The organism is Paraburkholderia edwinii (genome assembly GCF_019428685.1).
In the GTDB taxonomy this organism is placed as follows: domain Bacteria; phylum Pseudomonadota; class Gammaproteobacteria; order Burkholderiales; family Burkholderiaceae; genus Paraburkholderia; species Paraburkholderia edwinii.
In genome coordinates this window covers 1,369,207-1,394,147 of record NZ_CP080095.1, presented here as the reverse complement: position 1 = coordinate 1,394,147, position 24,941 = coordinate 1,369,207, and the positions used below count along the sequence as shown (strand labels likewise).

Here is a 24,941-nt window from a genome sequence, read left to right as displayed (position 1 = left end):
GCATTGATCCAGATCAATTTATACGTGTGACTTCTGAATCCCCGATTTATTCTTTTGAGATAAATCTGATAATCATCGATATATTTCAGGCCAATCTATCAAATGCTTTTAAATTGAATATCGGCGGATATTGCTTTCCGGCTACGCAAACAAAAAGCCCTCGCCAATGCGAGGGCTTGCGTCAGGCGTCGGGATTCTACGATGCCGTTACAGCGGCTGGATGTTCGCAGCTTGCTTGCCCTTCGGGCCGGTCTTGACGTCGAAAGAGACACGCTGGTTCTCTTTCAGCGACTTGAACCCCTCCGCGCGGATTTCGGAGAAGTGAGCGAAGAGATCATCGCCACCCGCATCAGAAGTGATAAAGCCAAAGCCCTTAGCATCGTTAAACCATTTGACGACACCGGTTTCCATATCCATTTCCTCGAATTTGTTTTGAGACGACAGTCAATTCACCGAACCGAACTCGATTCGATATCGGCTTGGCATTTATACGTGCTAATGCAGTGAATCGTCAAGCAATGGTTTACCAGCGTCCGATTATCGTTCGACGAATGCGCGATGCATCCGTGCATTTCTTTTAAATAGAGGAATAAGTGATAGCGCCGTTTTTACCGTTATTGGCGCGAAGCAAGGAAATTATGCCGACATGTAACAAAACGTGAGTTTTCGTAAGTGTTTTTACGGGTTGTCCGGCGTGGTGCCGCATTACATGATGGTTCACAGCAGTAGATTGAGGGAGGTTGCCATGCTGCTATCTTTCATTCGCCGCTTCACAGTCGGCTTCACGGCCTGTTTCTCCGCGCCGCTCACCGATCAATCCGAAAAATTCTCGGCCAGAAGCCGGCCTGCCGCGGCGCCCGCGGCGCTATCGTTCGATCCCGTCTGGCACGGCGACCACTGGCAGAACCTGCTGTCTTCCCCGATGGACGCACGACATTACGTGATGGAAGATTGGAGCGTGGCACCGGCGCCGGAATGGGCAGCCACTACGGTGACGCGGCGCGCGTAGCTGGATGTTTAGCTGCCCGAACATAAGTGACGGGCAAAAAGCGGGCAAAAAAAAGCGCGACGGTAAAGTCGCGCTGACAAAGTTTGGAGATCTTTTTCGTCAACGAAAAAGTCTGCTTCGGAAAGCAGAAAATTCAGTATAGCGCCCTCTTTAAACCGGATTAGCCGCGCGGCTCACAAACAATCATTTCTGGTTCGGCAATAATCAGACCTTTGCTGGAATATTTGTTGTTTTTCCGCATCATTTGACGTAGCAATTACACAACGCAACGTCGCTGACACATGCCCCAGGGTCATCCCGAATGCGTGTAAGCCCTTTGCCAGTAAGGCTGCGCGGCCCAGTCGCGATCATTTCCCATCTCGTAATACATTATTGCAGAAACTGGAACGGTCACGCGGCGATCAGCATCTCTACACTTTGCCTACCGGAAAACGAACGCGCCCTGGTCAGCGTGTTTTTGCGCGAACTCCGCCTCTCGCAGCGCCTCGCGTGAATGGTTTTCTTAAAAGCCTGGGTTTCCAAAACCCATCCTGTTCTCGGAGTTACAAAGATGAAAAAGACACTCATGGTCGCCGCCCTGACGGGCGTGTTTGCTACTGCGGCTCACGCGCAGAGCAGCGTTACGCTGTACGGCTTGATCGACGCCGGCATCACCTATACCAACAATCAGCGGGGCCACAGCAACGTGCAGGAAACGACGGGCTCGATCAACGGCAGCCGTTGGGGTCTGCGCGGCGCTGAGGACCTCGGTGGCGGCCTGAAGGCAATCTTCACGTTGGAAAACGGCTTCGGCATCAACGACGGCACGCTCAAGCAAGGTAGCCGTCTGTTCGGTCGCCAGGCGTTCGTCGGTCTCGCGAGCGACCAGTTCGGCGCCGTGACCCTCGGCCGTCAATATGACAGCATGGTCGACTTCGTCGCTCCGCTGGCTCTGACGGGCACGCAATACGGCGGTACGCAGTTCGCCCACCCGTTCGACAACGACAACCTGAACAACTCGTTCCGCGTGAACAACTCGGTCAAGTTCACGAGCGTGAACTACGCCGGCTTCAAGTTCGGCGCGTTGTACGGCTTCTCGAATCAGGCTGATGGCTTCGCGAACAACCGCGTGTACAGCGCGGGCGCATCGTACAGCTTCGCGGGCTTCAACTTTGGCGCTGGCTATTTGCAACTGAACAACAGCGCCGGCGCAGTCAGCCAGGGCACGATCAACAGCAGCGGCGCGGTCACGCTCGACAACACGTTCTTCGCTACGCGTCAGCAGACGTGGGGCGCGGGTGCCAACTACACGCTCGGACCGGCAACGTTCGGCATTGTGTACACGCAGACCAATCTGCAAGACCTGGCCGGCTTCGGCTCGGGCGGCGGCAGCCAGACCTTCGGTGCTCCGGACAGCGCGCACTTCCAGAACTTCGAAGCCAATGCACGTTACGCTCTGACGCCGGCACTGAGCATCGCCGGTTCGTACACGTACACGAAGGCGAGCCTCGCAGCAACGAACCCGCACTTCAACCAGGTCAACCTGCAAACGGACTACGCGCTGTCGAAGCGTACGGACGTGTACCTGCAGGCTGAGTACGTGACGACCAACGACAACGCGATTGTTCACCCGATCATCAACGGCCTGAGCGCGCCGTCGGCGACGAACAACCAGGTTGCTGTGACCGGCGGTATCCGTCACCGCTTCTAAGACAAGCGATCAAGAACAGAGCAGTATCTGCAGTATTGAAGGCGCCGCTTGCGGCGCCTTTTTTTATTGCTACCGTCGTTTTTTCTGACGCTCCTGTTGGTGGGTTATCGCCGCCCCCTCGAGAGGCTAGTCCGCCGCTTCTTCCTCGGCAGACGGATACTGCACGTCGAGCACATCGATCGGCTCCGGACCCGCCGGCGTATACAGCGTGACCTGATCGCCGATTTTCGCCTTCAATAGCGCGCGCGCGATCGGCGAAATCCAGCTGACGTGCCCATGGTCCAGATCGACCTCGTCGATACCGACGATCTTCACGGTATGCGCTTCGCCGTCGCCGGTCGCATATTCGACGGTCGCGCCAAAGAACACCTGTTCGGTATTCTCCTGCGTGCTGCTGTTGACCACTTCTGCGAGGTCGAGGCGTTTGGTGAGAAAGCGGATGCGCCGGTCGATTTCCCGCAGCCGACGCTTGCCGTAGATATAGTCGCCGTTTTCCGAACGGTCGCCATTCGACGCCGCCCACGAAACAAGCTTCACGACTTCGGGCCGCTCTTCATCGATCAGATGCAGCAGCTCCGTACGCAGCCTGCGATGGCCCGCCGGCGTGATGTAGTTTTTCGCTCCCGCGGGAACGTCCGGTTGTGCGACGTCGAGATCGTCGTCGTTGTCGTCGCTCGATTCTTTGACGAAAGCCTTATTCATGATGATCTGCCAATACTGGCCTATACAGCCGAAACTGAAACATTAATGCGTGGACATCGATCGCCTGACGCCCGACTGACTCTCAAGCCTACACGATCGCGGCATTGGGACAAATCGCCGAATGCTGCTTCCCTTTTCTGCCAGCTTTGCTATAATCCCGTTTCTGCGTGCGGCTGTAGCTCAGTTGGATAGAGTACTTGGCTACGAACCAAGGGGTCGTGGGTTCGAATCCTGCCAGCCGCGCCACTTATTCGAGGGCCTTCCTCCGGGAAGGCCCTTTCATTTGATCCCGCTGCATTAGCTGTCTCGTGGTTGCCGGGTCAATATGCTGGTCCCAACAATGTAAGTAGTACCGTCTTGCGTGCGGCTGTAGCTCAGTTGGATAGAGTACTTGGCTACGAACCAAGGGGTCGTGGGTTCGAATCCTGCCAGCCGCGCCATCTTCGAAGGGCCTTCCGTATTCCGTACGGAAGGCCTTTTTGTTTTGGGCCGCAAGCCTAGCGCGGCACGGACTTGATATCGCCGATCCGTCCATCGGGCGCCGGCGGATCCGCGACGACGTTCATCGCCGTCTGCTCGCCGACCGGCTCCGCTCGCGCGCCAAACAACGCTTGAGACTGCCGCAGCACGTCGTCGACGGTGTCGCCGAAGCGGCTCGCAACAAACGCCCTTAGCAATGCGATGCGCAGCGACTCGCCGCGCCCTTCTGCGGCGTGCTCATCGCTACTGCCTCCCGCATCGTCGCGCTCTCCATCGAATTCCGCCACACAATGGACGGCGCCGTTGCGCAGGCGCTCGCGCACTTCGATCCGCCGCGCGCGCTCGAGAACGACCGATGCGGCGTCCCATGACGTCGATGGCGTGAAGCGGCCGTCCCACGGCCGCCCGCGATCGTTGCCGCGAATCGATACGGTGCGGCCGCTGTCGGTGAAGTGAATTTCGCGCACAAAGTCATGCAGGCTACGCGCGACCCAGTAGTCGAGCGACAGGCCGGTCAGATCCGCTACCTTCATTGGATTCGCTCCCGATAACACACGCTTGCTCCATCGAAACGCAGCAAAGGGCGCGCCCGAAGAGGGACGCGCCCGATACACGGTGCTCCCAGGCAGGTGACTCAGTAATCCGCGCGCTCGCGGTCGATCCGCATGCCGCCATCATGGCGATGATGGCCGCCATCCTCGCTCGGCCGTTCGCGTGCGATGCGCATCACATCGAGATTGGTCCGCACGCGCCGCATCACATTGGCGAGATGCACGCGGTCGCTGACCTGAATCACGAAGCGCAGCACGGTCGATTCCTGCGATTGATCTTCGTCCATCGCGATATGGACGATATTCGCGTCAGCCGACGTGATATCCGCCGCGACGCGCGCAAACACGCCCTTCGTGTTCTTCACGAGCACCTTGACCGCGACGTCGAACAGCCGTCCCGGCTGCGGCGCCCACGCGACGTCGATCCAGCGGCCCGGATCGCGCCGATGAATGCGTTGAGCGACGCGGCAGTCGGTGGTGTGAATCGCCATACCGAGGCCGATACCGATATAGCCCATGATGTTGTCGCCCGGAATCGGCCGGCAGCACGCGGAGAGCTGCACCGACATCCCTTCGGTACCCGTAATGACGACCGGCGGCGCATTCGACGTCGCACCATGCTCGCCACGCCCATGACCGTCTTCGTCGCCGTCGTGACCGCTCATCAGCACTTCGATGCGCTTGGCCATAACGGCGGCCACGCGCCGACCCAAGCCGATGTCGGCGAAGATTTCCTGGCGGTTCTTGTTGCCGGTCCACTGCACGAGCTTTTCCCAAGCCTCGGGCGTGACATCGGCAAGCGACAGCCCGTAGCCCTTCAACGACTGATCGACGAGCCGCTCGCCCAGCTGCACGGACTCGTTCAACCGCATCGTCTTCAGATAATGGCGAATCGCGGTGCGCGCCTTGCCGGTACGCACAAACCCGAGCCATGCCGGGTTCGGCTTCGAATACGGCGCGGTGATCACCTCGACGATGTCCCCGCTCTTCAACTCGGTACGCAGCGGCAGCAGCTCATTGTTGATCTTCACCGCGACGCACTGATTGCCGAGGTCGCTGTGGATCGAATACGCGAAGTCGAGCGCGGTCGCGCCGCGCGGCAGCGCCATGATCTTCGACTTCGGCGTGAATACATAGACCGCATCCGGGAACAGATCGATCTTGACGTGCTCGAGGAATTCGCTCGAATCGCCGACTTCGCTTTGAATATCGAGCAGCGACTTCAGCCACTGGTGCGCGCGCTTCTGCACATCGTTGAGATCCGCGCCGCCGTTCTTGTACAGCCAATGCGCGGCGACGCCCGCCTCGGCGATCTCATGCATCTTGCGCGTGCGCACCTGGAATTCGATCGGCGCGCCGAACGGTCCGACCAGCGTGGTATGCAGCGACTGATAGCCGTTGACCTTCGGAATCGCGATGTAATCCTTGAACTTGCCCGGTACCGGCTTATAGAGCGCATGCAGCGCGCCGATACACGTATAGCACTCGAGCGGACTTTCGACGACCACGCGGAATCCGTACACATCGAGCACCTGCGAGAACGACAGCTGCTTGTCGCGCATCTTCTTGTAGATACTGAAGATGGTTTTCTCGCGGCCCGTCACTTCCGCATCGAGCTTCGCATCGCACAGGGCGCGCTGCACCGATTCGAGAATCTTGCCGACCACTTCGCGCCGGTTGCCGCGCGCCGCCTTCACGGCTTTCTCGAGCGTCGCGTACCGATGCGGATTGAAGTTCGCGAAGCTCAGGTCCTGCAGCTCGCGATACGTATTGTTCAAACCGAGCCGATGCGCGATCGGCGCGTAGATATCGAGCGTTTCACGCGCGACCCGCCGACGCTTTTCAGGCGGCACCGCGCCGAGCGTGCGCATGTTGTGCAGCCGGTCCGCGAGCTTGACGAGGATCACGCGCACATCGCGCGCCATCGCGAGCAGCATCTTGCGGAAGTTCTCCGCCTGCGCTTCCTCGCGATTGCGAAACTCCATCTTGTCCAGCTTCGACAACCCGTCGACGAGTTCCGCCACCTTCGCGCCGAACCGTTCGGCGAGTTCGGCCTTGGTCACGCCCTGGTCTTCCATCACGTCGTGCAGCAGCGCGGCCATGATCGACTGCGCGTCGAGCTTCCAGCCGGCGCAGATTTCCGCGACCGCAACGGGATGCGTGATGTAGGGTTCGCCGCTTTGACGGTATTGCCCGAGGTGGGCTTCGTCGCTGAAGTGGAACGCCGCCTTGACCGCCTTGATGTCTTCCGGCGAAAGATAAGCCGAAAGCGCGGCGGTCAGCTTGGCGATTGAGACGACGTCGTGCCGGCGCGGCTGCTCCGGCGTGGCGGTCGGCCCGAACAGATGGCGAAACGATTGTTCGAGGACCGCATCGATGTACTTGCGTGCGGACGAAGGCGCTTCGCCTTCGTGCCCGTCATCCGCGTGGGATGCGACGTCCGACATGGAGGACGAGGGGTTCGAGCTCATGTCCGCCTCCTGACCGGGTTGATGGACGCCAAGCGAAACAGGCAATGCGCAAGGTCCGCACGCGTGAGTTCAAGTTACATGACGTTCGACAGTGAATGAAGGCGCCTGTTTAAACCGGCACCTTCTTCAGCATTTCGACGCCGACCTGGCCAGCCGCGATTTCACGCAGCGCGACAACGGTGGGCTTGTCGCGGCTTTCGATCTTCGGCGTGTGGCCTTGTGCGAGCTGACGCGCGCGGTAGGTTGCAGCGAGCGCCAGCTCGAAACGATTCGGGATCTGTTTCAGACAGTCTTCGACGGTAATGCGGGCCATGGTGATTCCTTCTCTGGTTGTTGCTTATTCTACCTTATGTGTTCGAACTGACGCCCAGTCAGCCCGCGTGCGGCAAGTGGATGCCGAGCTGCACGAACAGGTTCGTATGCCGTGCGTACTGCGATGCGAATCGCAGCCGCGTTGCAGCAACGAGGCACTGCAAATCGGCGAGCGCGCGATCGAAATTCTCATTGATCACGACATATTCCGCTTCGGCCGCATGCGCCATCTCGCCGCCCGCCGCGAGCAGCCGCCGCGTAATGACGTTCGGCTCGTCCTGGCCGCGCTTTTTCAAGCGATCTTCGAGCGCCTCGAGCGACGGCGGCAGGATGAAAATCTCAACGGCGTTGTGAAACTGACGCTTCACCTGCTGCGCGCCTTGCCAGTCGATTTCGAGCAGCACGTCGTTGCCGATCGTCATCTGCTCTTCGATCCACAACCGCGAGGTCGCGTAATAGTTGCCGTGCACTTCCGCGCTCTCGAGAAACTCGCCCGCGGCATGGCGCGCGAGAAAGTCTTCGACGCTCGTGAAGTGATAGTGCTCGCCGTCCTGCTCTTTCGGACGCGGCGGGCGCGTCGTGTACGAAATCGACAGACGGATCGCCGGATCGCCCGCGAGCAGCGCGTTGACGAGCGTCGATTTGCCCGCGCCGGACGGTGCGACAACCATAAACAGGTTGCCCGGATAAGCGCGCGCATAGGGACTGCGCGGTGCGCTGCTTTCGCGTGTGTGGTCGGTCATGCCCGTCACTCCTGCTGCGTTAAACCTTCTTTTTTACCTGCTTTTTAAGCCGCTTTTCTTGCGCTTCCGGTCAATGCGAGACCGTCGGCTTATTCCAGATTCTGCACCTGCTCGCGCATCTGCTCGATCAGCAGCTTCAACGTCATCGACGAATCGGCGAGTTCCTTCGCCGCGGCCTTCGAACCGAGCGTATTCGCTTCGCGGTTCAGCTCCTGCATCATGAAGTCGAGGCGCTTGCCGACCTTGCCGCCCTTCTGGATGACGTGCCGCGTCTCGTTCAGATGCGCGGTGAGCCGCGACAGCTCTTCGGCGATATCGATGCGAATGCCGTACATCGTCACTTCCTGGCGAATCCGTTCGGCGATTTCCTCGCGCGACACGATTGTCGCGGCGCTATCGGGCGCTGCGATACCGAGCGCTTCCTGCAGGCGCTCGACGATCTTCTGCTGATGCTTCGAAATCAGTTCCGGCACGAGCGGCGTGATCTTCGCCACGATCGACTCCATTTCGGTGACGTTCGCGAGCAGCATCGTGGCAAGCTGCGCGCCTTCGCGCGCACGCACGTCGATCAGCTCGGCAATCGCCTGCTTGCCGGAATCGAGCACCGCGTCGCGCAGCACCTCGGGCGACACGCCGCTTTCGGCGAGCACGCCGGGCCAGCGCAGAATTTCGCCGGTGCGCAGGCGTCCGGCCTGCGGAAATGCTTCGAGCACGGCGCGCTCCAGGCCGGCCAGCTGGTCGAGCGCATCGGGGTTCAGCGCGCCCGCGCTCGCCGTCTGCTCGCTGCGCTGCAGATTGACGCGAATATCGACCTTGCCGCGCGAAAGCTTCGTCATCAGCATTTCGCGCAACGTCGGCTCGCAGACACGCACATCTTCGGGCATCCGGAAGTTCAGATCGAGAAAGCGCGAGTTCACCGTGCGCAGTTCGACGGACACGCTGACGCCGCCATTGCCGGTAATCGCGGCGAGCTCGCGCGTGGCGCTCGCATAGCCAGTCATGCTGTAGATCATCGTTCGTCTCGCGAAGGGGGCGTGCGTCGATGCGCACCGCCCGGGATGCGGGTCGCCCGGCGTGTACGAGACGCGGGGCGGGGAACGCGCATTATCCCATTTTTGGCGAAAGAGCCCGCCGGACGCGCCTTAGCGGCCAGTCAGGCGATCGGCGCTAAAATTGAGCTTTGCCGGGCGCCTTCTTTTCCCGAACCCGCCTAGCTGAGCCCGATCCCTTCCACCCCTTCCCGACGACGACCACGATGAACGACACCACGACCCGCCCGAGCGGCCGCCGCGCCGATCAGCTGCGCCAGGTGCGCATCACGCGCCACTACACGAAGCATGCCGAAGGCTCCGTCCTGATCGAATTCGGCGACACGAAGGTGATCTGCACGGCGAGCATCGCCGAACAGGTGCCGGCGTTTCTGCGCGACCGCGGCCAGGGGTGGCTGACCGCGGAATACGGCATGCTGCCGCGTGCCACGCATACGCGCAGCGACCGTGAAGCGGCGCGCGGCAAGCAGACCGGCCGCACGCAGGAGATCCAGCGCCTGATCGGCCGCGCGCTGCGCTCGGTGTTCGACCTCGAGCGCCTCGGCCCGCGCACGCTCCATATCGACTGCGACGTGATCCAGGCCGATGGCGGCACGCGCACCGCAAGCATCACGGGCGCGTTCGTCGCGGCGCACGACGCCGTGGCGAAGCTGCTCGCGACGGGCCGCATCGAACAGTCGCCGATTACCGACTACGTCGCGGCGATTTCGGTGGGCGTGTTCGACGGCCTGCCGGTGCTCGATCTCGACTACGACGAAGACTCGCAGTGCGACACCGATATGAATGTCGTGATGACGGGCGACGGCGGTTTCGTCGAAATCCAGGGCACAGCGGAAGGCGAGCCGTTTACGCGCGACGAAATGAATGCGCTGCTCGATCTCGCGCAAAGCGGCATCGAAACGCTGATCGCGAAGCAGAAGGAAGCTTTGGAGATTACCGGTGAATGATGGTCGGACAGCCGACGGCGGCGGCGTCAATGCGGATGCGGTAAAGCCGTCGCTCGGCAAGGTGGTGCTCGCCTCGAACAACGCGGGCAAGCTGCGCGAATTCGCCGCGCTGCTCGATGCGGCCGGTATCGAACTGATCGCGCAAGGCACGCTCAACGTGCCCGAAGCGGAAGAGCCTCATCAGACGTTTGTCGAAAACGCGCTCGCGAAGGCGCGCCATGCGGCGAAGCTGACCGGCCTGCCGGCGCTCGCCGACGATTCCGGCCTGTGCGTGCGCGCGTTGCGCGGCGCGCCCGGCGTCTATTCGGCGCGTTACGCGCAGCTCGCGGGCGGCGAGAAAAGCGACGCCGCGAACAATGCGCGCCTCGTCGCACAACTCGCTGACGTGACGGACCGCCGCGCGTATTACTTCTGCGTGCTCGTGCTCGTGCGCGCTGCAGACGACCCCGAGCCGCTGATTGCCGAAGGCCGCTGGCAAGGCGAGATTCTCGACACACCGCGCGGCGCGCACGGCTTCGGCTACGATCCTCACTTCTTCATTCCGGCGCTGAACGCGACAGCGGCCGAACTCGAACCGTCGGTGAAAAACGCGACGAGCCATCGCGCGATTGCGTTGCAGCAGTTGCTCGCGCGGCTTAAGGAGGACGCGTGAGCGCCACTGCAGCATCGACCGGCGGCCGCGTGATCCAGGCATTCAACGCGCCGGGCAGCATCCGCCTGACGTCGCTGCCGCCGCTTGCGCTTTACGTGCACTTCCCGTGGTGCGTGCGCAAGTGTCCGTACTGCGACTTCAACTCGCACGAATGGAAGGGCGACCGCTTTCCGGAAAACGATTATCTCGACGCGCTGCGCGCCGATCTCGAACAGGCGTTGCCGCTCGTCTGGGGCCGCCAGGTGCATACGGTGTTTATCGGCGGCGGGACGCCGAGCCTGCTGTCTGCGCCTGGGCTCGACCGGCTGCTGTCCGACGTGCGCGCGCTGCTGCCGCTCGACGCCGATGCCGAAATCACGCTAGAAGCGAATCCGGGCACGTTCGAAGCGGCGAAGTTCGCGCAGTTTCGCGCGAGCGGCGTGAACCGCTTGTCGGTGGGCATTCAGAGCTTCAACGAAACGCATCTGAAAGCGCTCGGCCGCATTCATGATGCAGCGCAGGCGCGCCATGCGGTCGAAGTCGCCGCGCACACGTTCGACAATTTCAATCTCGACCTGATGTTCGCGCTGCCGCAGCAAACGCTCGCCGAATGCCAGGCCGACGTCGAAACGGCGCTCTCGTATGCGCCGCCGCATCTGTCGCTGTACCACCTGACACTCGAACCGAACACGCTGTTCGCGAAGTTTCCGCCGCCGCTGCCCGACGACGATTCGTCCGCCGACATGCAGGACTGGATCCACGAGCGTACGGCCGCCGCGGGTTACGAGCACTACGAGGTATCCGCGTATGCGAAGCCGCATCGGCAGAGCAAGCACAATCTGAACTACTGGCGTTTCGGCGACTATCTCGGCATCGGCGCGGGCGCGCATACGAAGCTGTCATTCCCGAACCGGATCCTGCGTCAGATGCGCTACAAACATCCGACAACGTTTATCGAAGAAGCCAAAGCCGGCCACGCGGTACAGGAAGAACACGAAGTCGGTCCGCGCGACCTGCCGTTCGAATTCATGCTCAATGCGCTGCGGCTGGTCGAAGGCTTTCCGGTGCACCGCTTTATCGAGCGCACCGGCTTGCCGATGACGTCGATCGAACCGGCGCTGCAGGAAGCGGAGCGTCGCAAGCTGATCACGCGCGACTATGAAAAGATCGCGCCGACGCCGCTCGGCCAGGCCTTTCTGAATGATTTGCAAGCGTTGTTTCTTAAAGAATCGCAATAGGCATACGATGTTCTGAGGCGGGGCTGCCGTTTCAGGTTACAATTTCGGGCTCGGAGGGCTGGCAGAGCGGTTGAATGCACCGGTCTTGAAAACCGGCAAGGCTTTACGGCCTTCGTGGGTTCGAATCCCACGCCCTCCGCCAGACACGAACACAGAAGCCCGTACAGTCATCGACTTGCGGGCTTTTGTCTTTTCCAGCCCATCATCGGGCCCATCACCTGAACCGCGATAAACGTCACGCCTGCCTTCATAATTGGGGGGCGACGCTCTACAGTATTAATGCCTTTTGAGATTGTCCGCGGGAGGGAACACAAATGATGCACTTTCCTTTGCAGAGAATCCGTAAACATTCGTTCAATAGTGTCTTGGCGTTGGTATTGTCGTTGTTCATTTTGCTTGCGGCGAAACCCGTGCAGGCAACGATCATTTCCTGCGACGTCACGAGTATTACCAATTATGCGCCGGCCGTCGCCACAACGACCTTTGGTCGTGATGCGCCAATAGGAACCTCCACCCCTGCCTACTCGACTTCGTTGGCATTTCATTGTCAAGGAGACCCCTGCTGTGATCGCGACATCTTTGTCGCATTCGCAGCATCCCCGTCAACGCTTGTTTCCGGCTATAGCGACATCTACCCGACTAATGTGCCCGGAATCGGTGTGCGCTTCACGATTTCCAACGGCGCAGGAACGGCATGCAGGAACTTGCCCGCCACTGTTTCAAAAGCGTCCACGGCAGTGACATGTCACCAGTTGGTCGCGGCAGCCTCGCCGGGTTATAACTACGTGCTTGGTGTTGCCGCAACCTTCGTTAAGACCGGCGCTGTTGCTTCTGGATCCTTGACAACGATGCCGTCGCTGTCTGCGACTAATACCCTCAACAACCAGAGCGGATCGAGCCTGTGGGGCAATGTGTTCAGCGGGGCAGCAAACGGGAGTTTTGGCAATATTGCCTGCTCCGTCAATGATTCGGCGATGCAGGTAACGATGCCGCAAGCCAACACGAAGGACCTGCCTTCGGTGGGCACGACCTCAGGCGCAACGCCGTTCAGCCTTTCACTGAATTGCGACGCCGGTGTGCGAGTCGCAGTCACGCTAACTGACGTCACAACGCCCGCCAATCGAAGCACAACACTTTCGCTGACGTCCGATTCCACCGCTAAAGGAATCGGATATCAGATTGCGTTTGCCGGAACCCCCGTTGCCTTCGGCGCCGACACCGCTGCAGCGGGAAATCCAAATCAGATTTTCGTATCAGCATCCCCAACCGCTGGCGGACTGTTTTCAGTGCCGCTGAAAGCGAATTACATTCGCACCGGCACAATCAACCCGGGGACGGCCAATGCAAAAGCCACCTTCACCATGAGCTATCAATAGCAAGTCGAGGGCGACTGCCATCGAAACGATATCGGCAGATCCGCGCAGTTCGCAAAACGATACTCCCCGTCGTCTCATTGTTCAACGACCACGATAAACCCACACGAATAATTTGATTCTCGTTATATACGACCGGATATAACATGAAGCCCTTCATGATCAGCATGAGACACAAAATGAAGGAGATAGGCCAATGACTCATCTGCGAGTTGGCGACCTGGTCATTCGGAATGCAGAATTAATTCCGGACTCGATCGCGCTCATCGAGGACGAGCACAGCATCGCGTGGCGTCAACTGAACACCGACACCAACCGGCTCGCCAACGCGCTCGCCGCGCTCGGCCTGAGCAAAGGCACGCGCGTCGCGACAATCATCCGCAACGGCGCCGCCGCGATCGAGACAATCTTCGCGCTGTCGAAGGCGGGCCTTATGTCGGTGCCGGTCAACTACGGACTCACGGCTGCCGAGATCGGCGTGCTGCTCGACGATTCCCAGCCCGCCGCACTGATCGTCGATGCGGAATTCATCGACCGCCTGCACGAAGTGATCACGCGCCCCGGCGTGCGCATCGTCGTGCGCGGCAACGACTCGCTCGTGCCGGGTTGGCTCGCGTACCGCGACCTCATCGGTAACGGCGCGCCGCACGCACCGGACGTATCGATCGCGCCCGACGATATCCGCATGATCCGCTACACGAGCGGCACAACGGCGGCGCCGAAGGGCTGCCTCGGCACGCACCGGCAGATTCTTTCGAGCATCGATAACTTCCTCGCGCAAATTCCCGTGCCCACGCACGGCCCGTTTCTGCAGATGCTGCCGCTCTTTTCCGGCGCCGGCATCTGGATGGCGCTCGCAGCCGCGCGTCATGGCGTAGGCAACGTGATGCTGCCCGAGTTCAATCCCCAAGCGGCACTGCGCAAGATCGAACAGCACGGCGTCGCGCATGCGTGCGGCGTGCCGACGATGCTAAGCCGACTCGCCGACGAACTCGCGCAAAACAGCTACGCGACCAGCTCGCTGCAACTCGTCGGCTATACCGGCTCGAAGATGCCGCCGCGCACGATCCGGCGCGTGCTCGAACGCTTCTCCTGCGACTTCTACCAGGGCTTCGGCGGCGGCGAAATGGGCGGCCTCGTCTCGTACCTGATGCCCGAAGATCATCGCGCGGCGCTCTCCAACGCCGATGCCGAGCGCCGACTTGCATCGGTCGGCCGCCCCGCGCGCTACGCATAAATCTGCATCCGCAGCCTGCAGGACGGCACGCCGCTGCCGGCAGGTGAGCCGGGCGAAATCACCGTGCGTTCGCCAAGCAATTTCTCCGGCTACCTGAATCGTCCCGACGACACGGCGAAAACGCTGCGCGGCGAATGGGTCCACACCGGCGACGTCGGCTATCTCGACCCGGACGGCTATCTGTTCGCCGTCGACCGCGCGAAAGACATGGTCGTGACGGGCGGTATGAATGTGTCGTCGGCTGAAGTCGAAGCGGTGCTCGCCGAGCACCATCTGATCGACATCGCGCTCGGCAAACCAGGCGCGGCGCAAAACCCGCTGCGCGAGTTTCTGACGCAGCGCCTGCGCGAGCGCACGCTCGATGACTGGCTCGCCTGGCTTGCCGCCCGCGGCATGCCTGCCATGCCGGTACTCGACTACAGCGAGGCGCTGCGGCACCCGCATGCCGAGGCGCGCGGCATGCTGCTGACCGATGCCGACGGACATCGTCATCTGAATACCCCGATCCGCTTCGCACACGAACCGGGCAAGCCCGCGCTGCGCGTCGCGGCGCTCGGCGAGCACACGCAAGCCGTGCTGCAGGCGACGAAGCAACATCGGTGAAGCGTCGATACAATTGACGTATCCCTTCCTTGCATCGCCTTTCTCAATCAGAAGGAAGGAGGCTGCAATGCTCAAAACTGCTCTCATTGCGGGGGCCGTGGCCGCGATCCTGACGGGTTGCGTCGCCGCCCCCGGCTATTACTACGGCTATCCGTACGGCCCCTACGACTCGTACCCGTACGATCCGGGTTACGCCTACACCTACCCGTACGCGTATCCCTATGCATACGGCCCGGGCTTCTACCCGTACGCCTACCCCTATCCCTATCCCGCGTTCGGAAGCGTCAGCATCGGCTTCTGGGGCGGCAACTGTTGCTACTACGGGCGCGGCTACTACGGGCGTGGCTACTACGGACGCGGATACTACGGCGGCTACTGGCACGGTCACGGCGGCGGCTGGCACGGCGGCGGCTGGCACGGCGGTGGTTGGCATGGTGGCGGCGGAGGCGGATGGCATGGCGGTGGCGGCAGCGGCTGGCACGGTGGTGGAGGCGGCGGCCGGCACTAACGCGCTCGTTCACGCGAGAAACCGCGCTGCGCATCGCTCACGCATAAGCGGCGCGCCACGACGCACCACGCACCATCCGCGCATCACGCGACGCAACCGTTCGTTGCCCCTCGCATCCGTACGAACATCGATTGCATTGCAGTGCGCTTGACCTACGATCGCTGTTAGCGACTCCCCGTCACAGCAGAGATCGAAGATGCCCGATCGCAATCACGACCGTCGAGCAATCCTTACCGGTTACCGCTCGTCCGTTCCACGCGCATTTCCGGCCGCACGCGTCACCGCATTGCTGCTTTCGCTGTTCGCGTGCGCGTGTACGCTTACCCCTGCAGAACGGCCGGTCACAACAGTACCGCTCGCGGCAATCAACAGCGCGACGCTCGACCAGTATCGCGGCGCGGTCGCAAGGCGCATCATGGAGCGTAACCCCTCCTATGTGCTGCAAGGCACCCCGCAGGCGATGCTGCGCTCGCTCGTCGTCGTGACGTTCGTCGTCGACAGTCGCGGGCAGATCGTCGCGTCGTCCGTGTATCGCACGAACGGCGACGACGAAGCGGAAAGCACCGCGCTCACGACGCTGCGCCGCTCCGCCCCGCTGCCGCAACCGCCCGCGAAACTGCTCGACCGCGCAGGCCACCTCGAGTTGTTCGAAGACTGGCTCTTCAACGATAACGGCAAATTCCAGTTACGCACCTTTGCCTCGCCGCAAGCGCAAACCCTTGACTGACGCGCCAAAGACAAACGAACAAAAAAGCGCAGAACAAACAGGCGGCAAACAAAGGAAAGCCAAACGAAATCCGCTCTTTAATGTCGCCGTGCTGTGCTGTCGATATAATTTGAGCACTCCCTGCCGGAGACTTCCGGTACCGCTTTCGCCGCGCGGCCATCCGCCCGCGCCGAATAGCCCGGTCGCCGCGTGCCGCGTTATCCGCGCGTTCGCCCGTCCGCCTTGCATCGTCTGGCGGCTGCCCGAACCGGCAGTAGTCCGACAGGTATGCCGCACAGGCATCGCGGCCACCTGTGGCAGACCACACGTCGCAAGCCGCCTCAACCCGGTATGTCAATCCAACAAAGGTGCGCCGACCACGGCCGGCAGCGCGCGTATCGTGCGATCCATACGTCGAACACGCCTGCACGCGGTCGCACCATCGATACGGAGTTTTACGCATGTCTTCAGCGCCGATTTCAAGCGCAGGCCCGAACGTCGGGCAGCCACAAAGCACCGCGCGCATCATCTTCGCGAGCTTCATCGGCACCGCGATCGAGTTCTACGATTTCTATGTGTACGCGACCGCCGCGGCACTCGTGATCGGACCGGTGTTCTTCCCGCATGGGTCGGCAACGGCGCAGGCGCTATCCGCCTTCGTCACGTTCGGCATCGCGTTTATCGCGCGGCCGATCGGCTCGTTCCTGTTCGGCCACTTCGGCGACCGCATCGGCCGCAAGTCGACGCTCGTCGCGTCGCTGCTCGTTATGGGTGTGTCGACCACGCTGATCGGCTTCGTGCCCGGCTACGATGCGATCGGCAGCCTCGCGCCAATCCTGTTGTGCGTGCTGCGCTTCGGCCAGGGCATCGGTCTCGGCGGCGAATGGGGCGGCGCGGCGCTGCTTGCCACTGAAAATGCGCCGGCCGGCAAGCGCGGCTGGTTCGGCATGTTCCCGCAACTGGGTCCGTCGGTCGGCTTCCTCGCCTCCAACGGGCTGTTCTTCGGCCTCGCGCTGACGCTCTCCGACGAACAGTTTCGCAGCTGGGGCTGGCGCGTGCCGTTTATCGTCAGCGCGGTGCTCGTCGCGCTCGGCCTCTATGTCCGGCTGAAGATCGCGGAAACGCCCGCGTTTCGCGCGGCGATCGAGCGCCAGGAGCGCGTGCGCGTGCCGGTTGCGACGCTGCTCTCGCGCTACTGGTGGCCGACGCTGCTCGGCTCGCTCGCGATGGTCGTCTGCTACACGCTGTTCTATATCTCAAGCGTGTTCTCGCTGTCGTATGGGGTGTCGGCGCTGCACTTTACGCGTCCGGGCTTTCTCGGCATGCTGTGCGTCGCGGTCGTGTTCATGGCGCTCGCGACGCCGCTGTCCGCCTGGGCGAGCGATCGCTTCGGCCGCAAGCCCGTGCTGATCGTCGGCATTCTCGTTGCGGTCGCATCGGGTTTCGCAATGGAACCGCTGCTCGGCAGCGGCTCGACGCCGCTCGTGCAACTGTTCCTGATCATCGAGCTGTTCCTGATGGGCGTCACGTTCGCGCCGATGGGCGCGCTGCTGCCCGAACTGTTTCCCACCAACGTGCGCTACACCGGCGCCGGTGTGTCGTACAACCTGGGCGGCATACTCGGCGCGTCGGTCGCGCCGTATATCGCGCAGTTGCTTGCCGCGCACGGCGGTCTCTCGTGGGTCGGCGGCTATGTGTCGGTGGCCGCGCTCGTCAGCCTGTTCGGCGTGCTCTGCATGCGTGAGACGCGCGATGCGCGATTGATGTAAAGCGAAGAAAAAACCCGGGCGCGCTGTCTTGCGCCCGGGACCAGTCATCGCGACAGCGGCCGGCACGATGCCGCCTCCCTGTCGGTCCTCACGCCGGCCACGCGATGAACTGCATCACCGGTAGTAGTACCCGTGATGGTGATATCCGCCGCCGCCGTCGTACGGCACTACGATGCACCCTCCCAATCCGGTGGCCAGCAACGCACCTGCAATCAGCATCGCAATCAAGCGCTTCACTTCACGTTTCACAGCGTTCTCCCATCGAGTCAGTGTCGTTATTCGAGTGCGTCTCGAATGCTTCCGATTGAACACGAACGCCTGAACGGGGACCGTTGCAATTTGTAAGCAGCCTTGGAGTATCTGTTACACGGTCGATGCGGCGCGAAGCGCGCCTTGCGGTAAAGATGCGCGCTGAAGCTCGCCATTCACGCGCCGGCGCGGCTCACGAGCCAACGATGGCGCTTGCGACCTGGCCAACGGCGCCGCTTCCGGCTCAATTAAAAGCGACAGTTTTAACAAGCGTGTAATCGAAGTTCGACGCGTTGATCGCGCGCCGATGGGCGTAGGGGTGCGCGAGCGTGTCCGATGGAACTCTGCGCACGCGGCGCAGTCTCTATCACTGCAGTGCCTGATTGTTTGTTCATTGCAGTGTTTCCTCTCCGCCCGCGTGAGCAGCGCGAGCGTTCTCGAGGCGTAGCGGTTCAGGCGCCCATCGAATCGGGCGACTGGGCGCTACGCCTCTTTTTCTTTCCGGGCGAGCACTTTCCTCGCGTGCACTTTCCTGGCGTGCGCGGATTGAAAAGGCTGGAGAAGTTCAGGACGCGGCGATGGGGCGCACCGGCGTGTTGCCCGGCGCGCCGCCTTCCGCAGGCGGAATGCTGTGCACATAGTCGATCGCCTCGATTGCGCGTTCGACCGGCGGCACCGAACGACCGTCGCCAATCGACGTCGAGCGATACGGCGCCTCGTTGCCGAAGTGCGTCGGCGACGTCGCGATAAAGATCATGACCGTGCGTTTGCCGAGCGCGTGGGCGAGATGCACGAAGCCGGTATCGACACCGATGACGAAAGCCGATGCATCGACCAGTTGCGCAATACCGGTTACGCTCAGCTGCGGCAGAACCTGCGCCTGCGGCACCTCGGCAACGATCTGCTCCGCTTCCTTGCGCTCGCCTTCCGAACCCCACGGCAACACAACACAAAAACCGCGCCGCACGAGATCGCCGGCCACCGCGACCCACGACGCGATCGGCCATTTCTTGTCGTCTTTCGACGTGGCGTGGAACAGCACCGCGATCGGTTTGCCACCCGCATCGACAACGGGCTGCGCGGCCGGTGGAATACGCAGGTGATAGACCGCCGGGCCTTCGGCTTTATAACCGAGCGCGTCTGCAACCGTATCGCGCATGCCCTGCCATGCATTGACATCGTTCCGCCGCACAAAGCGGCGCGTGTAGGCAAACGCGGCACCCTGCTCGCCGAGATTCTTCGAGTGATAGCCGTAGCGCACTTTCGAGCGCGTCAGAAACGCGATAATCGCGCTCTTGTAGACGCCGTGAATGTCCAGCACCACGTCGTAGCGATACGCGCGCAATTCGGCGATCGAGGCGGCAATCGCCTTGAAGTCGGCCCAGCGCCGTGCCTTCTTGAAGCGGCGCAGCGGCGCGCACAACACGCGGTCGACGCTCTCATTCCAGCGCGCGACTTCCGCGTGTGCGTCGTCGCAAGCCCAGTCGACGGCCACGCCGGGAAACGCGCGCTTGAGGTCCGCCACGACCGCCTGCGCCTGGATGACGTCACCGAGTGACGTGACCTTGATGACGAGAATTCGCTTCATCGATGACCCATTTTCTCGCGGCGATATATCGACCGATACCGGCCACTGACGTCGGCCACTGATGTCGGCCGTCGGCCCTGGCACGCGAATGCGATGCGTCGCGTTGCGTCACCTTGCCGATCGCGAGAGTGTTCGTGTAAACGCGTGCCCGATCAGGCACGCGCCCACTCCCGGCAGTTTAGCCGACCCGTGCACGCAGGGCGGCGGCACACGGCTGCGCGTCCGGAAACCCAGCGCGCAATGCGCGTTCGTGCAACGCACATCCGCAAGCCATCGCATTTCAGCGGGCTTTCAAGGATACATTGCGCATCGTGCGCCGTTATAATTCACGCGTCGCCACCGCGCGCGTTGTTTGCGCACTTTTGCCTACGCCATGCTGAGGACATCCATCCCATTGTCGTCGAACATCGTCCGGCGTACGAAACGACTCTGGCGCCAGTACGGCATCTTCTGGCTCGGCGCGATCGCGGTCGGCCTCGCAGCTGTCTACTACGCACGGCTCATCGACTGGGGCTACAACACCTTTCTCGAGCAGCAGCATGAACGCCCGTGGCTACCGCTCTTCATCACACCCGCGATCGCCGCGGTAGCCGCATGGCTCACGCGACGCTTCTTTCGCGGCGCCGAAGGCAGCGGCATCCCGCAGGTGATCGCCACGCTGCATACGCGGCCGGCCGAGACAGGCGCGCGGCTCCTCACGCTGCGCATTCTGTTCGGCAAGGTGCTCGTATCGTTCCTCGGCATTCTCGGCGGCTTCACGATCGGGCGCGAAGGTCCGACCGTGCAGGTCGGCGCGGCGCTGATGTTCAACCTGCGGCGCCTTTACCCGCGCTCGACGGCGATGATCGAGCGCCAGCTCGTGCTCGCGGGCGCCGCCGCGGGCCTATCCGCGGCGTTCAACACGCCGCTCGCCGGCATCGTGTTCGCGATCGAAGAGCTCACGCGCAGCTTCGAAGCGCGCGCGAGCGGCGTGCTGATCACGGCGATCATCATCGCCGGCGTGATCGCGCTCGGGCTCAACGGCAACTACACGTACTTCGGCACCATCGAGGTCGGCGCGCATTTTCCCGATACGCTTGCGCTCGCGGTGCTGGTTACTGCGGTGGTAACCGGTATCGCGGGCGGTATCTTCGGCTGGCTGCTGCTCAACACGTCGCGCTGGCTGCCCGCACCGCTCGTCAGGCTCAATGCCGAGCGTCCGGTGATGTTCGCAGCGCTGTGCGGGCTCCTGATCGCCGTGGTCGGCCTGATCTCAGGCGGCACCACGTTCGGCAGCGGCTACGCGGAAGCGCGCGGGCTGCTCGACGGCCGCGAGCAATTGTCGATGTTCTATCCGCTGCTGAAGATGGTGTCGATGGTAGGCTCGTACCTGCCCGGCATTCCGGGCGGCATCTTCGCGCCGTCGCTGTCGATCGGCGCGGGCTTCGGCAACGTGTTGCATACGGTGTTTCACGGCATGCAGCTGCAGATGCTGATCGCGCTCGCGATGGTCGGCTATATGGCCGCGGTCACGCAATCGCCGATCACGGCGTTCGTGATCGTCGTCGAGATGATCAACGGGCACGCGCTCGTGATTTCGCTGATGGCGACCGCGCTGGTCTCGAGCCGCGTGTCGGCTTTCTTCACGCCGCCGCTCTACGAGACGCTCGCGCGACGTTATATGGTGCCGCCGTCGCCGCCTGCCGCCGCCGGGGGCGCGGCGCCCGCGCAGCATGTGCCGGAGCCGCTCGAGCGCGTGGTGCCGGCGGAGAATTCGAACGCAGATGAAGGATCAGGCGACGGCGGCGCAGCGACGGATGCGCGCCCGAATGATGCGAACCCAACAGGCACCGACACGCGCGAAGACGAGGGCGCCGATACCTCGCGCCGCTAAACGGCGATCCGCCGTAAGCAGCACGATAAGCGGTGAAAGGCACGGCCCGATAAGCGGTGCGATAAGCGATGCGATGCGATGCGCGGCCCGATACGATCGCCTGCTTGCGGCAAGCCCGCGCCGCAAGCTGCGATCAGGTTCCGCGCGTCAGGCCTGAGGAATCTCGATCTTGACCTCGAGCACTTCGAGGTCGTCGTGACGTTCGAGATTGACGCGGATATCGTCGTCGGAGATTTTGACGTACTTCGAAATCACAGCAACGAGTTCGCGTTGCAACGCCGGCAGATAATCAGCGGGGGCATGGCCGCCAGCACGTTCGTGCGCAATGATCAACTGCAGGCGTTCCTTCGCTACCGACGCGGATTTCTTTTTCTCGCCCAGCAAAAACGAAAGAATCGACATACGTGCGCTCCCTTACTTGGTGCCGAAGAGGCGCTGCAGCAGGCCTGGCTTCTGGTAATCGGTAAAGCGAAGCGACTTCTGTTCGCCGAGGAAGCGCGACACGACGTCCTTATACGATTCCGCAACGTCCGTGCCGTCGAGGTGTACCGCCGGCAAGCCCTGGTTCGACGCATGCAGCACGGCCTCCGACTCGGGAATCACGCCGATCAGATCGATGCGCAGAATCTCCTGGATGTCCGACAGCGACAGCATTTCGCCTTCGCTAACGCGCTTGGGGTTATAACGCGTGATCAGCAGATGCTCCTTGATCGGCTCCTTGCTTTCGATCGCGCGCTTGGTCTTCGACGACAGAATGCCGAGAATGCGGTCCGAGTCGCGCACCGACGACACTTCCGGGTTCGTCACGATCAGCGCTTCGTCGGCGAAGTGCATCGCGAGCAGCGCGCCCGATTCGATGCCGGCCGGCGAGTCGCACACGATGTACTCGAAGTCCATCGCGATGAGGTCGTTGATCACCTTCTCTACGCCTTCCATGGTCAGCGCGTCTTTATCGCGCGTCTGCGAAGCCGGCAGGATGTAGAGATTCTCGAGCTTTTTATCCTTGATCAGCGCCTGGTTCAGGTTCGCTTCGCCCTGGATCACGTTGATCAGGTCATACACGACGCGGCGCTCGCAGCCCATGATGAGGTCGAGATTGCGCAGGCCGACGTCGAAGTCGATCACGGCGGTCTTGTGGCCGCGTAACGCGAGGCCCGACGAGAAGCTCGCGCTCGTGGTCGTCTTGCCTACGCCACCCTTGCCCGAAGTCACCACAATGATTTTTGCCATTGGCCTTTACCTTGTATCCGTCGATTTCGTGAATTGATATTCCGGCATCCGGTTGCTCATGCGGTGCATGCATGCTGCACACCGCGGCGCACCTTATGTGAGCCGCAGCGGTTCGATCACCAGCTTTTCTTCGTCGAGCCAGATCTGCACCGCTTTGCCCTGCACGTCGGCCGGCAACGGGTTTTCGGTCGTGCGGTAGATGCCCGCAATCGAAATCAGCTCCGGCTCGAGGCAGGTGCAGAAAATGCGCGCATCGTGATTGCCGTGCACGCCGGCGAGCGCGCGGCCGCGCAGCGGTGCATAGATATGAATGTTGCCTTCCGCGATGATTTCCGCGCCGTGGCTCACGAGACCGAGCACGACGAGGTCGCCCTTCGCGTAAATCCGCTGCCCCGAACGCAACGGCTTGTCGACGACCATGGTTTGCGACGACGTGCCCGATGCGCCCGTCAGCACCGGTTCGGCGGGCGCGCTCGCTGCCGCTGAAGCCGCAGGCTGGCTTGCCGGCGAGGCTGCGGTGGAATCATCCGCCACCGGCCCGGAGCCCGTCGCAGCCGCTTTACCGGCCGCCTGCGCGTCCTCTTCGCCCGCGGCTGTCTTCGCACCCGGCCGGCGGTCACGCGCTTCAAGCAGGGGCAGATTGGCCTCGCTCACCCATACGTGCTGCGCCGCATCGGCAACCACGCCGATCGGGCGCATGCGCACGCTGTCGAGCAGCGCGGCGATATCGGCGAGCGGCACACGCTCGTTTTCGGCGAGGCGGCGCACGTCGATCGCGACAACATCATTGGCGAAGAATTCGGGGGTCGCCTCGAAGCGGCGCGTGAGTTCGGCGCGCATTTCGCCGAGGTCGGTGGTTTTGACCACGAACAGAAGCGTGTCCACCGCACCGCTGCGCAATTCGAAAAAAGGCGATTTCCTGGGCGACATAGCGTTCGGCAAAAAATTTTGCGTATTTTACAGGGGTCCTGGCGCGCGTCGAACTTTTTCGCCCGAACTTTTCACCACAGACAGCGCAATGGGCGAAGCAATGTGGGTAAAACGCACGGACACGCGTGATTGGCGCAATTGCTGCGATCGCCGTGATGGCACGCAATAACGAATAAGCTCGACGGATAAGATGAATACACGAGGCGCGTAGCAAGCCCCGCGCAAACGCATAGGCCATGGCGCGCCGCCTGGCGGCGCCACGCCCTGCTCACCCCGCCGGCGGCACCGGCAGAGGTGTCACATGTCGCACCAGTTGGGATTCCCACTGGTCCTGCGCGCGTGCGGTCGGGCGATGGTCGCCGGTGGGGCCGAAGCCGAGCCGCTCGTAAAAGCGCATTGCATTGCGATTGCTATCGGCGATCCACGCATAGACTTCCGCCGCGCCGCCGCGCGCGAGCCACTCGCTCGCGGTATTGACGAGCAGTTCGCCGCCGCGCAGATGACGCACCGCGGGCGCGACCCACAGTTCGCTCACGAATGCGCGGCGCGCGGGCGTATCGTCGAAACACGCGTCGATCACGCCTGCCGGATGGCCTTCGGTGTAAAGAATGAAAGTCGTGGTCGTGATGGACGCCGCGTTGAGCGCGGCTTTGGCGTCGAACGTGGCGGCATCCGCGGATAACGCTTCCTCGAGCGTGGCGCCGAACGCGTAGGGCGCCTCCCGTAACGATGCGGTACGGAGCTCGCGAAACACATCGCCCTGGTCGGCGGTAATGCGCGCAACGGTGAGTGACGGACTCATTGGAGAGGTAGACCCCGGATCTGAAAGCATAAAACCGGGCGCGGCACGCCTGAACCCCGGTCTGAATCGAGGCGCGCGAACAGCACGCAGCCTTGAAGCAGTATAAAACCCAAACCCACCCGACCCTGCCGTATCCGCACGTTAGAGCCGGTATCTACAAGCCGGCACGTGCAAATCGGCACGAAGTGATGTCCTGGCTTCGACCTGACCCTTTCCGCTTGGCGGTATAGCCTAACTGAAGCGCCGGGCG

Annotated in this window: 26 protein-coding genes and 3 tRNA genes; 16 read left to right on the top strand and 13 right to left on the bottom strand. The window is 62.1% G+C overall.

Annotated features, from left to right (window positions below; translation table 11 throughout):
• Positions 1-207: 207 nt before the first annotated feature.
• A complete protein-coding gene (locus KZJ38_RS06090) occupies positions 208-411 on the bottom strand; it encodes a cold-shock protein (protein ID WP_075158921.1) in 204 nt (67 codons plus the stop codon).
• Positions 412-745: 334 nt separating this feature from the next.
• On the opposite strand from KZJ38_RS06090, the gene KZJ38_RS06085 reads away from it, so the two are divergent.
• The gene (locus KZJ38_RS06085) at positions 746-1,009 is read left to right on the top strand and encodes a hypothetical protein (RefSeq protein ID WP_219800565.1); all 264 of its coding nucleotides are present in this window, start codon (positions 746-748) and stop codon (positions 1,007-1,009) included.
• A gap of 550 nt (positions 1,010-1,559) precedes the next feature.
• On the top strand, positions 1,560-2,699 hold the full coding sequence (locus tag KZJ38_RS06080; protein WP_219799244.1) for a porin: 1,140 nt from the start codon (positions 1,560-1,562) through the stop codon (positions 2,697-2,699).
• A 126-nt stretch (positions 2,700-2,825) separates the two neighbouring features.
• Here the strand turns inward: KZJ38_RS06080 and greB are convergent, their stop codons facing one another.
• Positions 2,826-3,401: a transcription elongation factor GreB gene (greB, locus tag KZJ38_RS06075; RefSeq protein ID WP_219799243.1), complete on the bottom strand. Its 576-nt coding sequence runs from the start codon at positions 3,399-3,401 to the stop codon at positions 2,826-2,828.
• Positions 3,402-3,570: 169 nt separating this feature from the next.
• On the opposite strand from greB, the gene KZJ38_RS06070 reads away from it, so the two are divergent.
• Together KZJ38_RS06070 and KZJ38_RS06065 are read left to right on the top strand one after the other, a co-directional pair.
• Positions 3,571-3,647 (top strand) — tRNA-Arg (locus tag KZJ38_RS06070).
• Positions 3,648-3,764: 117 nt separating this feature from the next.
• Positions 3,765-3,841, top strand: a tRNA-Arg gene (locus KZJ38_RS06065).
• A 57-nt stretch (positions 3,842-3,898) separates the two neighbouring features.
• Here the strand turns inward: KZJ38_RS06065 and KZJ38_RS06060 are convergent.
• From KZJ38_RS06060 to KZJ38_RS06040, 5 genes are all read right to left on the bottom strand, one after another.
• Positions 3,899-4,414 carry a phage protein NinX family protein gene (locus KZJ38_RS06060; protein WP_219799242.1) on the bottom strand — a complete coding sequence of 172 codons (516 nt, stop codon included), beginning with the start codon at positions 4,412-4,414 and terminating at the stop codon, positions 3,899-3,901.
• 101 nt (positions 4,415-4,515) lie between these two features.
• Positions 4,516-6,903 (bottom strand): RelA/SpoT family protein, encoded by a 2,388-nt coding sequence (locus KZJ38_RS06055; RefSeq protein WP_219799241.1) that lies wholly within the window; start codon positions 6,901-6,903, stop codon positions 4,516-4,518.
• A 109-nt stretch (positions 6,904-7,012) separates the two neighbouring features.
• On the bottom strand, positions 7,013-7,216 hold the full coding sequence (gene rpoZ, locus KZJ38_RS06050; RefSeq protein WP_006025620.1) for a DNA-directed RNA polymerase subunit omega: 204 nt from the start codon (positions 7,214-7,216) through the stop codon (positions 7,013-7,015).
• Between the two features lie 58 nt (positions 7,217-7,274).
• Positions 7,275-7,958, bottom strand: a complete 684-nt coding sequence (gmk, locus tag KZJ38_RS06045) for a guanylate kinase (RefSeq protein ID WP_219799240.1) — start codon at positions 7,956-7,958, stop codon at positions 7,275-7,277.
• A gap of 89 nt (positions 7,959-8,047) precedes the next feature.
• Positions 8,048-8,971 (bottom strand): YicC/YloC family endoribonuclease, encoded by a 924-nt coding sequence (locus tag KZJ38_RS06040; RefSeq protein WP_219799239.1) that lies wholly within the window; start codon positions 8,969-8,971, stop codon positions 8,048-8,050.
• Positions 8,972-9,213: 242 nt separating this feature from the next.
• Between KZJ38_RS06040 and rph the strand changes: the two genes are divergently transcribed.
• The 10 genes from rph (at position 9,214) to KZJ38_RS05990 (ending at position 18,019) form a co-directional block, all read left to right on the top strand.
• Positions 9,214-9,954 carry a ribonuclease PH gene (gene rph / locus KZJ38_RS06035; protein ID WP_219799238.1) on the top strand — a complete coding sequence of 247 codons (741 nt, stop codon included), beginning with the start codon at positions 9,214-9,216 and terminating at the stop codon, positions 9,952-9,954.
• Complete coding sequence (rdgB, locus tag KZJ38_RS06030; RefSeq protein ID WP_219799237.1) at positions 9,947-10,606, top strand: RdgB/HAM1 family non-canonical purine NTP pyrophosphatase; 660 nt, start codon at positions 9,947-9,949, stop codon at positions 10,604-10,606. The genes rph and rdgB overlap by 8 nt, the downstream gene beginning before the upstream one ends.
• The gene (hemW, locus tag KZJ38_RS06025) at positions 10,603-11,823 is read left to right on the top strand and encodes a radical SAM family heme chaperone HemW (protein ID WP_219799236.1); all 1,221 of its coding nucleotides are present in this window, start codon (positions 10,603-10,605) and stop codon (positions 11,821-11,823) included. Before rdgB ends, hemW begins: the two co-directional genes overlap by 4 nt.
• Before the next feature lie 52 nt (positions 11,824-11,875).
• Positions 11,876-11,965: transfer RNA gene (locus KZJ38_RS06020), tRNA-Ser, on the top strand.
• A gap of 172 nt (positions 11,966-12,137) precedes the next feature.
• Positions 12,138-13,199, top strand: coding sequence for a fimbrial protein (locus tag KZJ38_RS06015; RefSeq protein ID WP_219799235.1), 1,062 nt, complete (start codon positions 12,138-12,140; stop codon positions 13,197-13,199).
• 193 nt (positions 13,200-13,392) lie between these two features.
• A complete protein-coding gene (locus tag KZJ38_RS06010) occupies positions 13,393-14,433 on the top strand; it encodes a class I adenylate-forming enzyme family protein (RefSeq protein ID WP_219799234.1) in 1,041 nt (346 codons plus the stop codon).
• A 63-nt stretch (positions 14,434-14,496) separates the two neighbouring features.
• On the top strand, positions 14,497-15,036 hold the full coding sequence (locus tag KZJ38_RS06005; protein WP_219799233.1) for a CoA transferase: 540 nt from the start codon (positions 14,497-14,499) through the stop codon (positions 15,034-15,036).
• Between the two features lie 67 nt (positions 15,037-15,103).
• Complete coding sequence (locus tag KZJ38_RS06000; protein ID WP_219799232.1) at positions 15,104-15,544, top strand: hypothetical protein; 441 nt, start codon at positions 15,104-15,106, stop codon at positions 15,542-15,544.
• Positions 15,545-15,740: 196 nt separating this feature from the next.
• A complete protein-coding gene (locus KZJ38_RS05995; protein WP_219799231.1) occupies positions 15,741-16,271 on the top strand; it encodes an energy transducer TonB family protein in 531 nt (176 codons plus the stop codon).
• Positions 16,272-16,711: 440 nt separating this feature from the next.
• Positions 16,712-18,019: an MFS transporter gene (locus KZJ38_RS05990; RefSeq protein ID WP_219799230.1), complete on the top strand. Its 1,308-nt coding sequence runs from the start codon at positions 16,712-16,714 to the stop codon at positions 18,017-18,019.
• A gap of 114 nt (positions 18,020-18,133) precedes the next feature.
• On the opposite strand, the gene KZJ38_RS36860 is transcribed toward KZJ38_RS05990, so the two are convergent.
• Both KZJ38_RS36860 and waaC read right to left on the bottom strand, forming a co-directional pair.
• Positions 18,134-18,268: a hypothetical protein gene (locus KZJ38_RS36860; RefSeq protein WP_281425833.1), complete on the bottom strand. Its 135-nt coding sequence runs from the start codon at positions 18,266-18,268 to the stop codon at positions 18,134-18,136.
• A 565-nt stretch (positions 18,269-18,833) separates the two neighbouring features.
• The gene (waaC, locus tag KZJ38_RS05985) at positions 18,834-19,856 is read right to left on the bottom strand and encodes a lipopolysaccharide heptosyltransferase I (RefSeq protein WP_219799229.1); all 1,023 of its coding nucleotides are present in this window, start codon (positions 19,854-19,856) and stop codon (positions 18,834-18,836) included.
• A 373-nt stretch (positions 19,857-20,229) separates the two neighbouring features.
• Between waaC and KZJ38_RS05980 the strand changes: the two genes are divergently transcribed.
• Positions 20,230-21,729: a chloride channel protein gene (locus KZJ38_RS05980; RefSeq protein WP_219799228.1), complete on the top strand. Its 1,500-nt coding sequence runs from the start codon at positions 20,230-20,232 to the stop codon at positions 21,727-21,729.
• A 147-nt stretch (positions 21,730-21,876) separates the two neighbouring features.
• Here the strand turns inward: KZJ38_RS05980 and minE are convergent, their stop codons facing one another.
• From minE to minC, 3 genes are all read right to left on the bottom strand, one after another.
• On the bottom strand, positions 21,877-22,131 hold the full coding sequence (gene minE, locus KZJ38_RS05975; RefSeq protein WP_219799227.1) for a cell division topological specificity factor MinE: 255 nt from the start codon (positions 22,129-22,131) through the stop codon (positions 21,877-21,879).
• A gap of 12 nt (positions 22,132-22,143) precedes the next feature.
• Positions 22,144-22,959 (bottom strand): septum site-determining protein MinD, encoded by an 816-nt coding sequence (gene minD, locus KZJ38_RS05970; protein ID WP_219799226.1) that lies wholly within the window; start codon positions 22,957-22,959, stop codon positions 22,144-22,146.
• A 93-nt stretch (positions 22,960-23,052) separates the two neighbouring features.
• Complete coding sequence (gene minC, locus KZJ38_RS05965) at positions 23,053-23,889, bottom strand: septum site-determining protein MinC (protein ID WP_219799225.1); 837 nt, start codon at positions 23,887-23,889, stop codon at positions 23,053-23,055.
• On the opposite strand from minC, the gene KZJ38_RS05960 reads away from it, so the two are divergent.
• On the top strand, positions 23,837-24,058 hold the full coding sequence (locus KZJ38_RS05960) for a hypothetical protein (protein ID WP_219800563.1): 222 nt from the start codon (positions 23,837-23,839) through the stop codon (positions 24,056-24,058). The genes minC and KZJ38_RS05960 overlap by 53 nt on opposite strands.
• Positions 24,059-24,157: 99 nt before the next feature.
• Here KZJ38_RS05960 and KZJ38_RS05955 read toward each other — a convergent pair whose 3' ends face one another.
• Positions 24,158-24,691, bottom strand: coding sequence for a GNAT family N-acetyltransferase (locus tag KZJ38_RS05955; RefSeq protein WP_219799224.1), 534 nt, complete (start codon positions 24,689-24,691; stop codon positions 24,158-24,160).
• Positions 24,692-24,941: the final 250 nt, after the last annotated feature.

Coding starts and splice junctions, on each gene's coding strand:
- KZJ38_RS06090 (WP_075158921.1), bottom strand. CDS start 411: ATGGAAACCGGTGTCGTCAAATGGTTTAACGATGCTAAGGGCTTTGGC.
- KZJ38_RS06085 (WP_219800565.1), top strand. CDS start 746: ATGCTGCTATCTTTCATTCGCCGCTTCACAGTCGGCTTCACGGCCTGT.
- KZJ38_RS06080 (WP_219799244.1), top strand. CDS start 1,560: ATGAAAAAGACACTCATGGTCGCCGCCCTGACGGGCGTGTTTGCTACT.
- greB (WP_219799243.1), bottom strand. CDS start 3,401: ATGAATAAGGCTTTCGTCAAAGAATCGAGCGACGACAACGACGACGAT.
- KZJ38_RS06060 (WP_219799242.1), bottom strand. CDS start 4,414: ATGAAGGTAGCGGATCTGACCGGCCTGTCGCTCGACTACTGGGTCGCG.
- KZJ38_RS06055 (WP_219799241.1), bottom strand. CDS start 6,903: ATGAGCTCGAACCCCTCGTCCTCCATGTCGGACGTCGCATCCCACGCG.
- rpoZ (WP_006025620.1), bottom strand. CDS start 7,216: ATGGCCCGCATTACCGTCGAAGACTGTCTGAAACAGATCCCGAATCGT.
- gmk (WP_219799240.1), bottom strand. CDS start 7,958: ATGACCGACCACACACGCGAAAGCAGCGCACCGCGCAGTCCCTATGCG.
- KZJ38_RS06040 (WP_219799239.1), bottom strand. CDS start 8,971: ATGATCTACAGCATGACTGGCTATGCGAGCGCCACGCGCGAGCTCGCC.
- rph (WP_219799238.1), top strand. CDS start 9,214: ATGAACGACACCACGACCCGCCCGAGCGGCCGCCGCGCCGATCAGCTG.
- KZJ38_RS06015 (WP_219799235.1), top strand. CDS start 12,138: ATGATGCACTTTCCTTTGCAGAGAATCCGTAAACATTCGTTCAATAGT.
- KZJ38_RS06010 (WP_219799234.1), top strand. CDS start 13,393: ATGACTCATCTGCGAGTTGGCGACCTGGTCATTCGGAATGCAGAATTA.
- KZJ38_RS06000 (WP_219799232.1), top strand. CDS start 15,104: ATGCTCAAAACTGCTCTCATTGCGGGGGCCGTGGCCGCGATCCTGACG.
- KZJ38_RS05995 (WP_219799231.1), top strand. CDS start 15,741: ATGCCCGATCGCAATCACGACCGTCGAGCAATCCTTACCGGTTACCGC.
- KZJ38_RS05990 (WP_219799230.1), top strand. CDS start 16,712: ATGTCTTCAGCGCCGATTTCAAGCGCAGGCCCGAACGTCGGGCAGCCA.
- waaC (WP_219799229.1), bottom strand. CDS start 19,856: ATGAAGCGAATTCTCGTCATCAAGGTCACGTCACTCGGTGACGTCATC.
- KZJ38_RS05980 (WP_219799228.1), top strand. CDS start 20,230: ATGCTGAGGACATCCATCCCATTGTCGTCGAACATCGTCCGGCGTACG.
- minE (WP_219799227.1), bottom strand. CDS start 22,131: ATGTCGATTCTTTCGTTTTTGCTGGGCGAGAAAAAGAAATCCGCGTCG.
- minD (WP_219799226.1), bottom strand. CDS start 22,959: ATGGCAAAAATCATTGTGGTGACTTCGGGCAAGGGTGGCGTAGGCAAG.
- minC (WP_219799225.1), bottom strand. CDS start 23,889: ATGTCGCCCAGGAAATCGCCTTTTTTCGAATTGCGCAGCGGTGCGGTG.
- KZJ38_RS05955 (WP_219799224.1), bottom strand. CDS start 24,691: ATGAGTCCGTCACTCACCGTTGCGCGCATTACCGCCGACCAGGGCGAT.